The sequence below is a fragment of the Ligilactobacillus acidipiscis DSM 15836 genome (genome assembly GCF_001435755.1).
GTDB lineage: Bacteria > Bacillota > Bacilli > Lactobacillales > Lactobacillaceae > Ligilactobacillus > Ligilactobacillus acidipiscis.
This window is the reverse complement of record NZ_AZFI01000040.1, coordinates 1-13,333: the sequence shown is the minus strand read 5'-3', so window position 1 is coordinate 13,333 and position 13,333 is coordinate 1. Positions and strand designations below refer to the sequence as shown.

Below are 13,333 nucleotides of genomic sequence, written 5' to 3'. Positions count from 1 at the left end.
TTGAATGTTACGAACTAGCACCACGCGTATGGTAATATATTTTTCAGAGCTAGCTTTAAACCTAAATGAAGAATTAAAAGTGGAAAAATATGATCATGACTTTAATCTTTTTGTGTTAACAACAATTAATAGTAAGAAGATCATGGTGAGTAAAGAGGTTGCAGATTTTATTTATGTAGAAATAAAGAAATAGGGCTAAATGTTAGTAGTCCAAATTTTAGCTGCTTTTAAAATAACGAAAATTCATATTGTGAGATTGCTCAGTGAGTCCGTTGATGGTGGTAACTTTCTATTTGAATTACTGACGAAAAAACCTCAAGGATACAATAGTTTTGCAAAAGTTGTGCACTTAACAAAAAAACTGACTGATACAACGTGTTTTTCAACGTTGTATCAGTCAGTTTTATTCAAAGAATGTGATGAATCAAGTTATTGATTAGGATGCCAAACCATCGCCATATATGATCACTGGCATTCCCTGATGACTGCGGTCAAATAGTTTTTCCATATCAGCAGGAGCAACGTTGATACAACCGTTTGAGCCATGGTCATAGCGGGCTGAGGGGTTTCCTAGGATGGTTTTTGAGACCCAAGGGGCTGAATGAATAAAAATTCCATCATCAGTTAGGTCCATCGCCTGCGGAACATAGGAGCTGTATTTGGTACCGTCTTTTTCAGTTCCCCGCATGGTCATCGGGGCCTTGCGCCATTTAATATAGTAGTAACCTGTCGGAGTTGCGATATTGACTTTTGGTGACCCCGTGTTGACAGGTGCCGTTTGGACAACTTTATTATTTTCCACCAAATAAAGTTGTTCATTAGTCAGATCTACTTCGATATGATTTTGATTTTTGATAGCATCTAAGTCAGATTTATCAAATTTTTGGTCGGAATTATCGATATTTTTAGCAGGAATGGTCAACTTGCCAGCTAATAATTGTCCTTGCAAATAGCGGCCTTCGTTGTATTCTTGAATCTTCCAGCCTAAAGTTCCTTGGGAATTATCAAAAGAAACATTCTGACCTTGAGCAGTACTAAAATCTGTTTTCTGTGACCCAGATAAGGAATACTTTTGATTTAAATTGCGGATATAATTGTAACTTGGATTCATGTTTAAATTTGATCCGCTTTCGTTGATCGTTCCCTCAGTTAAAACATTTTTTACAGGCGTAGTTTCTGTTTTGCCCATGACAGTATATTTGAAATTCTGTTTTAGAATTTTGGTGATTTTTTGGTATTCATCTTCACCATACCAAGTTGGCTTTTTTAAAATAATTGAAACGTTCTGCTTAGGTTCATTATTAGGATCGAGTTGTTTTGCTAAATTATTGATAGTAGCAGTTGGATCGATCTGGTTGCCAGAAACAGCTTTTTTAAAAGTTGCTTGACCATTGGCTAAAGTGATCTGAGCATTTTGCGGTGCCGTTCGCTTTTGGTTCGCTTGTGCGATCGCTTGAGTAATTTGTGCTTTTTGGGAGTTCAAATTGTCAACAGCAGCTTTTTTGTCATAAATGCTAGCCTTTTTTGCAGCTTCTGGTTTGGTTGAGAAGGGGTGAGTCCGTCGCTGATGAAGCAAGTTTTTTAACTCATCACGGTAAGCATGACTAGCAGCTATTTTTAATTTACCTTGGTAGATTATTTCTTTGGTCTGTGGGTCTTTAAGCGTGAATTCGGGTTCCTTAAGTTCCGAGCTGATTTTTGAGTCAGCATTTTTATAGGATAACTTACCGATATTAACACCTTGAACAACGGTATTTTTTGCAAAGTGTGTAGTATGCCAGCCATAATAGCCGCCACAGACAGCCGCGATCACGACTAAGGTGACTAGCAGCCAAAATTTTTTGTTGTTTTTCAAATTTAAAACACCTTTCTGAGCTTTAAATTAGTTGGTTACCTAAAATATAACGCAATTTTGCCGATAAAAATGCGATTTCTAAAATAATTTATTGTAAATTAATAGTCGCACATTGATGTATCTTAGCATAAATGTATATAAGAATACAGTGTCTTTAAGTTTTAAAAATAAGCCTGATGGTTTTTTCGTTAGACGCCTATTATGCGGCACTTTTAAGGCGACAATAAACAGCTTGTAGAGCATTAACTTTTTGACAAAATGTACTATACCAATTTTTAAAAATAGTACTCAAAACTTGTGAAAAAGGATAACCTATAATTAGTATAACATAATTATTTTTGAGTAAACACTGACTTTTAATGGTTGAAAATGCTTAAATTAAGTAATATCATATTTGTATTGACTTTATACAAAAACTTAAGCACGTTAACTTTGTGAGGTAATTGTAATGACAAGTGGTCTTAATGAACCAAACCAATTTAAAAAACGAGCAGACGATAATGAAAAGCAGTATTTACGTGAAATAATGGAAGAAAGATTTCCAACTAAAGAGGCTGTGATCACTGAGATCATGAACCTAGAGGCGATTTTACATTTGCCAAAAGCAACTGAGCATTTTGTGAGTGATCTACATGGCGAGTATAGCGCTTTTGACCATATTTTGCGTAATGGTTCGGGTAATATCAAAAATAAGATCACGGATGTTTTTGGCGGCAGAATGACACCCAGCCGCTTGCAAAATTTTGCGATTTTAATTTATTATCCGGAAGAAAAGTTGGAATATAAGAAACGGCAGCTGCAACAAGATGAAGATGATGCGTTAGAACAATGGTATTTGGACACGATCCAACGCTTAGTTGAATTATTGGAGTTTGTTTCAACAAAATATACACGATCAAAGGTTCGTAAAGCACTTGATCCAAACTTCGCGTATATCACAGAAGAATTGTTGTATACGGATCCGCAAGAATTTGATAAACGCAGCTATATTGATCAGTTAATGAAAAATTTAGTGTCAATGGGAGTAACTGATGAATTTATTATTGCAACTTGCTATACGATCCAGCAGTTAGTTGTTGACCATTTACATGTTTTAGGTGACATTTATGATCGCGGTGACCATCCAGAATTGATCATGGAACGTTTGATGTCTTATCATTCGGTTGATATTCAGTGGGGAAATCATGATATGTTATGGGTCGGAGCTTCATCGGGCTCGGCATTATGTATGTTGAATTTGCTGCGGATCAGCGCACGCTATAATAACTTAGCTACGATCGAAGATGCATATGGGATCAGCTTACGGCATTTGTCGCGCTTTGCGGAAGAACATTATGCGGACAATCCAGCTTTTCGTCCTAAGTTAGTCGATGGTGATTCATTTAATTTTGACGGCGAACAGTTACAGTTGACTCAGATCCAACAAGCAGTAGCAATCATGCAGTTTAAGATGGAAGTACAAACGATTGCCAGGGAACCAGACTTTCAGATGGATGATCGTGCACTGCTGAATAAAATCGACTATGACAATAATACTCTTGAATTGCAAGGTAAAACCTACCAGCTGACTAATACTTGTTTTGACTTGATCGACCCGAAAGATCCGGGGAAATTAACAAGTGAAGAGCAAGAGCTTGTGGAAAGTTTACTGCATTCCTTTGTAGAATCTAAGAGCTTACAGAAGCGCTTAGAATTTTTGGTAAATAAGGGGAGCATGTATTTGCGTTACAATGACAATTTGCTGCTTCACGGCTGCATGCCGGTTAATGAAAAGGGCAAATTTTTGCCGTTTAAGTATCATGGCAAGGAGTATCGCGGCAAGCAGTTAGTAGATTTCTTTGATCAACAAGTGCGACATGCATATAATGATCCGTGTGCTAATGATTATAGTGCAGCTGATCTGATCTGGTATTTGTGGCAGGGGCCGATCTCGCCATTGTTCGGCAAAAAAGCCATGACGACTTTCGAACGTTATTTTATTAAAGATCAGGCTAGTCATGAAGAAGTTCGTAATCCGTACTTCAGATTACGTCATAATGAAATATTCGTTGATAGTATGTTAGAAGAATTTGGTTTGGATCCTCAGGATGGACATGTGATCAATGGACACACACCTGTTAAAAGAGGCCATGATGCCATTATGGCCAATGGTAAGATGTTAGTTATCGATGGGGGCTATTCGAAGGCATATCAGCCGACAACGGGTTTTGGAGGCTATACACTCTTATATAATTCATATGGTTTGCAATTAGTGGAGCACCATCCTTTTACTTCGAAAGAAGACTCGATCGTGAATGGTAAGGACATTGTTTCTACTAGAAGAGTGGTCAACCATGAGGTTCATAGAAAGTCTGTGGCTGATACAGATATTGGTGCGCGTTTGAAAGAAAACGTCAAAATATTACGCAGCTTACTGGACGAATATTAATATCAAGATGAAAAGTGAGACATTTCGAAGTTAGGTACTAAGCGTGCTTCTCGACGAATAATGCCTAAAGTGGATAAGCAAAAAGAGTCAAGGAAGTTTTTTTCCTTGGCTCTTTGTTTTTAAATTATGATAATAATTCGAAACCAGGCGCGATAACTTTAACATCTTTAGGATTTAAACCGCTAACTAAGATTTTGTTATCCTTTGTAACAAAAACAGCACCGTAAAGATCAGGATCGTCTTTACCCCAGTCTGTGACCGGTTCGCCAGCAAAGAACAGTTCAGTTGTGTGGATCTCACCATCGATCGAGTATTTAGAAAAGACAGTAACACTGGCTAAGTTATTGCTGCGAGGATAGCCCGTCTTTGAATCCAAAATGTGGTGGTAGCTTTTACCATTGATATCCAAATGGCGCTCATAGATCCCGCTTGTGACAATGGAAGAAGCGGGCGTCTTGACAACGGCCACAGCCTGACCGCGCTGATCTTTCGGGGCCTGAACACCCACACGCCATAGGCCATCTTCATGTATGGGTTGTTTGCCGACTAACAGAAGATTGCCCCCGAGGTCGATCATGCCACTGTTGATCCCGCGAGCTGCCCAAAGATCTTTAATTCGATCAGCAATATAACCCTTAGCGATCCCGCCAAGGTCGATCTTCATGCCAGCTTTCTTGAGAAAGACTGTTTGATCTTTGTCATTTAATTCGATCTCGTTAGGATCAACGATAGGCAAACGTTCATTGATTTCCTCTTTTGTTGGTAATTGAGCGTCATCAAAGCCGATGTCCCAGAGTTTTACCAATGGCCCGATCGCAGCATTGAAGCCTAAATGTTGCCGACTGATCTCCACGGCTTTTCTGATCAGATCGTAGACACCATTTGAAACTTGGACTGGCTTTTTTCCCGCAGCATGATTGACAGCCATAACTTCTGATTCTGGTCGGTTAACAGTTAGGAGGTCTTCATAACGGACGATCAATTCGTTGGCCGCGTCTAAATCATTTTCGGTCGTAGCACCAAAAGTCGTTAGGGTGATCTTTGTTCCTAAACCATAATATTGTTTGGTCAAACGTTGTTCAGCTATTTTTTTTACGGGTTCTGGGTGGATATCTGTCCAAAGAACCTCCTTATTTTCAGCCATATTTTTCATCCTCATCTCATAAACACAAATTAATTTCCATTTTTATTTTACCATAGCGAAGTTAGAGACATAGAGTGGGAATCCTTTATTTAACAAACCAAAAAGGACTGGCCTTTTCTAATCATTAGAATGGACCAGTCCTTAATTAGCTTTCAGGATCATTGTTGTGTACTTAGCAGCTCGGTAATTTCATCTTGTGGGATTCCTGCGAAAAAGCGTGAGAGGTCAAGTGCGTTTAGTTTTTCTTTGATTTTTTCTTGGGCGTACTTCGTTCCCTTTAGTTCATCTTGTAATTCATCAACGTTTTCAGGTCCGAAGAAGTCGCCATAGATCACGACATTCTCGATCGTACCATTTTCAATGTTAAAGCGCGCATCGATCGTACCGCCAGCAAAGTGTTTCCGGCGTTGAACAGTGAATTTTGGTGATTTACCATAGACCCAATCCCAGTTATAGTAGATCTCTTGTTCAAGTTTAGCGATCTCTTTTTTATCTTCATCGTCTAAAACGTAAGCATAATTTTTTTCTGCTTCTTCAATAGTATTAGTTTTCCAAATCTTTTTGATCAATTCTTCACGTAATTGGAATGTATCCATATTTTGATATTCTTCCTTCAAATATGGTTTGATATTAATTACCCGTGAACGGACTGATTTAATGCCCTTAGATTCAATTTTATCCTTTGGGACACGTAAAGCACTTGCGACCACGTCTGTATCGACGTCAAACATACATGTACCATGTGAGAACGTCTTACCATCGCGAGTATACATTGCATTACCAGAGAACTTGCGTCCGTTTAATACGATATCATTACGCCCAGTTACTTCTATATTCGTGGCACCCATTTCTTTTAGTCCGGCAACAACTGGCTGTACCATCGATTTAAAGTCGCCAAATTCCTGATCTTTAGCTGGAATGACCATACTAAAACACATATTACCAAGGTCTTGGTACATAGCACCGCCGCCAGATAGGCGCCGCGTGATCGTAATATTGTGTTTTCTACAATACTCTGGATCGATTTCTTCCATGGTGTTTTGGTTACGGCCGACAATAATGCATGGTTTTTCGATATAAAACAGCATAAATGGCGGTGTCATTTTACCACTGTTCATTAAATACTGTTCTGTAGCCAGGTTAGTCCGAATATCTTTGGTATTCATTGCGATATATTGCATGTTATTTCCCTCTCTGTTACACAAAACCTGCTGCTTGACTAAAATAATTTAAATTTGTACTTGTCAGGTCTGTGTTTATTTATCAGTGTGCGTAAAGAATGTAAGTTCAAGCATTAATGATTACGTTTTCATGATAGCATTAATGCCTTTCTAATTCAAGAATACTTATATAGTAATAGTTGTTGTTTACTTCAGTTATGATTCATAAAAAAATCCCCAGTGACGGGGATCAAAAATTGAATTGTGCAATTTTTAAATGTTGGTTGGGAATCCTAGACCAACATCAGCTGCATCCATAATACCTTCAGCTAAGGAAGGATGAGGATGGATAGTCAAGGCAACATCATCCAGAGTTGCGCCTGATTCGATAGCTAACGTTAGTTCGGTGATTAGATCGGCAGCATTTGCTCCAACGATTTGGGCTCCAACGATTTGTTCATCGTCTTTAGTAAACACTAAGCGAATAAAACCTTTTGTGGCATTCATTGAAATTGCACGGCCATTTGCAGCAAATGGGAACTGTGCTTTCTTAACGTCTAAGCCTTGATCCTTAGCTTCTGCAAGAGTTAAACCGGTTGTGGCGATTTGTTCGGCAGTGTAACAAACAGCTGGCATAGCCCGGTAATCAACAATGCTTGATTTTCCGGAAATGGCTTCGGCTGCAACTTTACCTTCATAGCTGGCTTTGTGAGCCAAAGCAGCTCCGGCAACGACATCCCCGATAGCGAAAATGTGTGAGACATTTGTCCGGCCTTGGTTGTCAACTTTGATCAAACCACGATCATCAGTTTCAACTTTCGCTTGTTCAAGACCCATTTCGACCGTGTTAGGTTTACGTCCAACAGACACGATACAATAATCGGCTTTGATTTCTTTAGTTTCACCATTGATCTTTGCAGTTACTGTGACAGAATTATCATCTTGTTCTGCTTTTTGAGCCATGGCTGAAGTATAAATATCGACATTATGGTCGGTCATGTTCTTCTGAACAACTTTGACCATGTCTGATTCATAATTAGCTAAGATCGAGTCCATACCTTCTAAGATAGTTACATGTGAACCAAAATCTGCATAAGCTGATGCAAGTTCACTTCCAATATAACCGCCACCAATCACAATTAATTCTTGGGGAATTTCTTTGAGTGCTAAAGCACCAGTTGAATCAACCACACGACCCTCAAATTTGAAGTTAGGGATCTCAATTGGATGGCTGCCAGATGCTATGATCAAATTTTTGAAGTTGTAAGTCTGAGCGGAATCATCTTTACCGATCACACGCAAACTATGGTCGTCTTTTAAAAATGCTTCTCCCCACAAAACATCGATATGATGTTTCTTAAAGAGACCGGAAACTCCGCTTGTCAGCTTGTTGACTACAGAGTTCTTCCATTCTTGTGTTTTACCAAAATCGATTTGGACATCTTTTGTAGTAATGCCCATGCCAGCTGTACCTAAAGCGTTTTGATAGTGATGAGCTGCTTCGATCAAGGCTTTAGAGGGGATACAGCCAATATTTAAGCAAACACCGCCGATAAATTCGCGTTCGATCACGGTAACTTTTTGTCCTAATTCGGCTGCGTGGATCGCTGCAACATAGCCGCCAGGGCCGGCACCGATCACAACAGTCTCTAAATCTTCTGCAAAATCTCCAACTACCATATTAATTATCCCTCCATCAAAAGTAATTCTGGGTCGCCCAGCAGTTCTTTCAAACGGTTAACTGCACGTTGAGCAGTTGCACCATCGATCACACGGTGGTCAAAAGCCATCGTTAACTTCAAGACACGGGCTGATTTAACTTCACCGTCGACAACAACTGGTTCTGGGCTGATTTTACCGATACCTAGAATTGCAACTTCTGGGAAGTTGATAATTGGGGTAAAGAAACCACCGCCGACTGAACCGATGTTAGTGATTGAAATTCCGGTGTGACTCATGTCACCTGAACTTAACTTACCGTCTTTGGCTTTTTCTGTATTAGCACTGATCGAACGTGCAATGTCGAATAAGCTTTGTTGGTCAGCATGTTTAACGTTCGGAACAAAAAGCCCACGATCAGTATCAGTTGCAATTCCAATGTTGATATAGTCTTTAAACACGCTTTGCTTGTTATCCATGTCAACTTGCGAGTTGAAGATCGGGAATTCTTTCAAAACAACTGCAAGAGCTTTTGTAACATAGGCCAAGAATGTTAAATGAACACCTTTAGAAGCAGCAAGTTCTTTGTACTTCTTACGGTGATCCCACATCTTATCAACAACAACTTCATCAAAGATGTGGACATGCGGTACATTGTCATTGGAACGAGTCATTGCTTTAGCTGTAGCATAACGGATCCCGGACATCTTTTCAGTATGCTCTGGCCAGTCAGTAGAAGTTGAAACAAGAGTAGCAGGAGCCTTTTGTTTTTCAGCAGGTTGTTCTGTTGTTTTCTCTGCTTCAGCGGCTTTTGCACCACCACCAGCCAAGAAGCTGTCGATGTCAGTCTTCAAGACCTGACCGTGGTTACCACTACCGGAGATTTGTGTTAAGTCAGCACCTTTATCACGTGCATAGGCCCGAACACCCGGCATTGCTAAAACAGGTAAAGAGTGATCTTGTTTTTCACCAGTTGGTGCTGCTGCGGCCGTGTTTGCAGCAGGAGTTTCTTTGCTTTCTGCAACAGGAGCTTCTTTTGTAGTGCCACCTTCAACGTTACCTTTTCCAGCAGCAACTTCGAGTTCAACTAAAGGCNCAGGGACCAAGATCTTAGTAATTTTACCAGCAACAGGAGAAGGAAGCTCTTCAACGGATTTGTCGTTTTCGATTTGAACCAAATCGCCGTCTTCCTTGACTTCGTTGCCTTCTTTAACATGCCATTCACCGACTGTACCTTCTGCGATACCTTCGCCAATATCAGGCAAGTTGAATTGATATTTCTCCATTTGTTATATACCCCCGTATATTTGATCAAGTCATCAATGAGGGAAAGCAGCCTATATAAAAGATCCATATTACGAATTTACAATATGAAGATCAGCTAAGGCTTGCTTTGGTACACCTCATCTCGCTTTGTAATTAATAATTTACGATTTCTTTAGCTTTTTCAATAATATCGTTCTTATTTGGAAGCCATATTTCTTCTGCTTGACTGAATGGGTATGGAGTATCTGGTGCTGAAACTCTGCCGATTGGTGATTCAAGCGATAAGATCGCTTTTTCAGCAATGATAGAAGCAACTTGTCCCATGACTCCGGCTTGGTTTTGAGCTTCTTGTACCAAGACAGCCCGACCAGTCTTTTTAACAGAGTTGATAATTGTTTCCTCATCTAACGGGGAGATCGTCCGTAAGTCGACTACTTCAGCTTCGATACCTTCTTTAGCCAAAGCATCAGCGGCTTTCCAACTCTCTTGAACCATATAACCATAGGAAACGAGTGTAATGTCTTTACCTTCACGTTTAACATCAGCTTTGTCCAATGGAACGGTGTAAGAATCCTCTGGAACTTCTTCTTTAAATGAACGATAAAGTTTCATGTGTTCCAAGAAGACGACCGGATCATCAGACCGGATCGATGAAGCCAATAAACCCTTAGCGTCATATGGACCGCTAGGGATAACGACACGCAAGCCAGGAGTTTGGGCTAATAAGCCTTCCAAACTATCAGCGTGGAGTTCTGGTGTGTGAACTCCGCCGCCAAATGGAGCACGGATCGTGATCGGCATCTTACGTGAGCCGCCCATTCGGTGACCTGTCCGTGAAATTTGACCAGCAATTTCATCCATTGTTTCAAATACGAAACCAAAGAATTGAATTTCAGGTACGGGACGGAAACCTTCCAAAGCAAGCCCCATTGCTAAACCGCTGATCCCAGATTCGGCTAATGGTGTATCGAAAACACGATCTTCACCGTTTTCATCTTGCAAACCGTCTGTAGCACGGAAAACACCGCCGTTACGGCCAACATCTTCACCGAAAACTAGGACTTTTTCATCTCGTTTGATTTCTTCATCTAGGCCTTGAGTAATTGCCTTGACCATCGATAATTTAGCCATTCTTAGTCACTCTCCTTTGCAGTATAAGCATCGATCTCCGCTTTGATCGTAGGTGGGGTGTCGATAAACGTATTCTTCAGGAAGTCACTGACTTTTTGTGGTGCAATACTTTCAGTTTTCTTGATTGCTTCGTCAATTTGTTTATTGACTTCTTCTTCCCAAGCTTTTTCTTGATCTGTTGACCAGATACCCTTATCTGTCAGATACTTACGCATTCTGATCAATGGATCTTTACGTTGCCAGTCGTCAACTTCAGCTGATGTTCTGTAACGTTTTGGATCATCACCGGATAATGTGTGCGGACCATAACGGTATGTCAATGTTTCGATCAGAACAGGACCATTACCGGCAACTGCCCATTCACGAGCGGCTTTAGTTGCTGCATAAACAGCTAAAGCATCCATTCCATCAACTTGGATCCCAGGAATACCTGCCGCAACAGCCTTTTGTGACAAAGCAGGAGCAGCGGTTTGTTTTTCACGCGGTACTGAAATAGCGTAGCCGTTGTTTTGCACAAAGAAGAGTGCAGGAGACTTGAAAGCACCCGCAAAGTTGATACCTTCATAAAAGTCGCCTTGAGAAGTACCACCATCGCCAGTATAAGTGTATGCTACTGTTTTCTTATTATTTTTCTTAATACCTAAGGCAACACCAGCCGTTTGAACATATTGAGCACCAATAATGATCTGAGGCGGCAAAGCCTGCATTGCTTCTGGATACTTGTTGCCATCAACATGACCACGCGACCAGAGAAATGCTTGATAAAGCGGAAGCCCGTGTTGTACAAGTTGAGGTACATCACGATATGCGGGGAGAATAAAATCATCTTTAGTCATCGCAAAATTCGAGCCGATCTGGCTGGCTTCTTCACCAGAAGTTGGTGCGAAGAAACCTAACCGTCCTTGACGATTCAACTTAGTAGACCGTTCATTTAAGACACGTGACCAAACCATCTGTTTAAATAATTCTGTGAGTTCATCGTCTGAGAGATCTGGTAAGAGATCCTTGTTGACGATTTGACCTGTTTCGTCCAAAATACTGAGAGTTTCAGTGTTTGGAGTACTCTTGAGTTGTTCAAAATCTATTTTTTTCATTTGTAAATTTTCCCTCCTCGAAAACTTGCTAATGATATACTGAAAAGCTTTACCATAACGCTTTCATTGCTAATGCTAATACCTTTTGAGCTAAATGTAAACCTTAACAAATTGTGCACATTATATTTAAATTTTTTGTTGCTAGTATCAAGCCAAATACATATAAAAATAAATTTTTATATCCGATATATGTGAATGCTTTCACGATAAACCGTTGACTTTTGATAACTTTAGATGACGTCATCAAATTAGTGGCAATTTGCGAATAGGTATTTGTTAACACCTTATCGAAAGGTGAACAATTAATTTAAAATAAGGTTCAAAACAAGATAAATTCCTAAGTAATTCACAATCTTTGCAGAAGAAGAGTTAGAGAACACGAAAAAACTAATTAAAGATAAATATATTGAGGTTTGATTTTAAGAAGTATTGGATTATGATGTGATCAGAGTGTATGCTATAAAACGAGTTTTGCCTGGTAAAAGGTTACAGTTCTAGGCTCTGTTTTTAATGCCAAAGACGCATTAAAGTTTCGGTTTCTGATAGCATGTGGGAATTCTTGTTTTGTTATGCTTGTTAATTTGAGGGGATATTTTGAAAGAAACGTTTGTGGCATATCCGATAGTGATCACGCCTGAAAAGAACAATGAACACTATCAATATTTAGTATTTTTGCCCGACTTTGGGGCCTATTGCCAGGCGAATAGTATCATAGAAGCATTACGTGTGGCTGTGAAGTTTATTCGTGATTATGCATTGATCAATGAACTTCCTCCTATGAAGCTTAAATTGCCTCACAGTACTGGAGAACAGCTTGTGACTTTTGTAAATGTTAACTTGGCTGCTAAAAAAGGTAAATAATTTGTCAGCCGGAAGAATTTAGCGTATTACTAGGACAGTTAAAAGAGGAGGGGGTTAAAATGGCTGCAATCTACGATTTCAACGAGACAGAAATGAGTGGTCAAAAGCTTCAGATGAAAGATTATACTGGGAAAGTTTTGCTGGTAGTTAATACTGCTAGTAAGTGCGGTTTAGCTCCACAGCTGGAAGGCCTGGAACAATTGTATCAAACATACCATGAACAAGGTTTTGAAGTTCTAGGTTTACCATCTAATCAATTTCATCAAGAATTAGAAACAGATGATGAAGCAAGTGACTATTGTCAAGTTCATTATGGGGTTATTTTTCCGATGACAAAAAGAGTCAAATTAAATGGAGACGATGAAGACCCGCTTTTTACCTATTTAAAAGAAGAATCAGGTCATGGAAAAATCAAATGGAATTACACTAAGTTTTTAATTGGGCGTGATGGTCAATTGATCCATCGCTATGCCCCAACGACTAAACCAGAGAAAATCATTCCAGCAATTGAAGAAGCTCTTTTGGCGGAATAACTACTGAACAATGTGAATTATTAAAGATAAAGGTATTCATCATTTGGCAGAAAAAATGATGAATACTTTTTTGCGTGTGGTTTCTTTTAAATAGCTTGCTTTATTTTCATTATGTTATATACTACTAACATAGCTTTTTATGGACATAATTATAAAATTTATAAAATGAAAATACGCGTGGTGCTAGTTCGTAACATTCAAC

The 13,333-nt window shown here is 39.5% G+C and carries 10 protein-coding genes and 1 pseudogene; 3 read left to right on the top strand and 8 right to left on the bottom strand.

Translation table 11 applies throughout. The features are described 5' to 3' along the window. Positions 1 to 436 precede the first annotated feature (436 nt). A complete protein-coding gene (locus FC65_RS04540; protein WP_056971722.1) occupies positions 437 to 1,855 on the bottom strand; it encodes a L,D-transpeptidase family protein in 1,419 nt (472 codons plus the stop codon). Between the two features lie 448 nt (positions 1,856 to 2,303). On the opposite strand from FC65_RS04540, the gene FC65_RS04535 reads away from it, so the two are divergent. After that, positions 2,304 to 4,283 (top strand): fructose-1,6-bisphosphatase, encoded by a 1,980-nt coding sequence (locus tag FC65_RS04535; RefSeq protein ID WP_156408570.1) that lies wholly within the window; start codon positions 2,304 to 2,306, stop codon positions 4,281 to 4,283. A gap of 124 nt (positions 4,284 to 4,407) precedes the next feature. Here the strand turns inward: FC65_RS04535 and FC65_RS04530 are convergent, their stop codons facing one another. The 7 genes and pseudogenes from FC65_RS04530 to pdhA all read right to left on the bottom strand — a co-directional run bounded on the left by FC65_RS04530 (position 4,408) and on the right by pdhA (position 11,737). Next, complete coding sequence (locus FC65_RS04530; protein ID WP_010495696.1) at positions 4,408 to 5,427, bottom strand: FAD:protein FMN transferase; 1,020 nt, start codon at positions 5,425 to 5,427, stop codon at positions 4,408 to 4,410. A 158-nt stretch (positions 5,428 to 5,585) separates the two neighbouring features. Beyond that, complete coding sequence (locus tag FC65_RS04525) at positions 5,586 to 6,608, bottom strand: lipoate--protein ligase (RefSeq protein ID WP_056971721.1); 1,023 nt, start codon at positions 6,606 to 6,608, stop codon at positions 5,586 to 5,588. Between the two features lie 252 nt (positions 6,609 to 6,860). Then, a complete protein-coding gene (lpdA, locus tag FC65_RS04520; RefSeq protein ID WP_056971720.1) occupies positions 6,861 to 8,267 on the bottom strand; it encodes a dihydrolipoyl dehydrogenase in 1,407 nt (468 codons plus the stop codon). Between the two features lie 5 nt (positions 8,268 to 8,272). Further along, a pseudogene (locus tag FC65_RS04515) lies at positions 8,273 to 9,341 on the bottom strand (2-oxo acid dehydrogenase subunit E2); the annotation flags it as partial. 1 nt (position 9,342) lies between these two features. Then, a partial coding sequence (locus tag FC65_RS12350) for a biotin/lipoyl-containing protein (protein WP_338088166.1) occupies positions 9,343 to 9,532 on the bottom strand: 190 nt, incomplete at its 3' end. 133 nt (positions 9,533 to 9,665) lie between these two features. After that, a complete protein-coding gene (locus FC65_RS04510; protein ID WP_056971718.1) occupies positions 9,666 to 10,643 on the bottom strand; it encodes an alpha-ketoacid dehydrogenase subunit beta in 978 nt (325 codons plus the stop codon). A gap of 2 nt (positions 10,644 to 10,645) precedes the next feature. Continuing rightward, positions 10,646 to 11,737 carry a pyruvate dehydrogenase (acetyl-transferring) E1 component subunit alpha gene (gene pdhA, locus FC65_RS04505; RefSeq protein ID WP_056971717.1) on the bottom strand — a complete coding sequence of 364 codons (1,092 nt, stop codon included), beginning with the start codon at positions 11,735 to 11,737 and terminating at the stop codon, positions 10,646 to 10,648. Positions 11,738 to 12,331: 594 nt separating this feature from the next. On the opposite strand from pdhA, the gene FC65_RS04500 reads away from it, so the two are divergent. Both FC65_RS04500 and FC65_RS04495 read left to right on the top strand, forming a co-directional pair. After that, on the top strand, positions 12,332 to 12,598 hold the full coding sequence (locus FC65_RS04500; protein ID WP_056971716.1) for a hypothetical protein: 267 nt from the start codon (positions 12,332 to 12,334) through the stop codon (positions 12,596 to 12,598). A 59-nt stretch (positions 12,599 to 12,657) separates the two neighbouring features. Further along, positions 12,658 to 13,131 (top strand): glutathione peroxidase, encoded by a 474-nt coding sequence (locus tag FC65_RS04495; protein WP_056971715.1) that lies wholly within the window; start codon positions 12,658 to 12,660, stop codon positions 13,129 to 13,131. Positions 13,132 to 13,333: the final 202 nt, after the last annotated feature.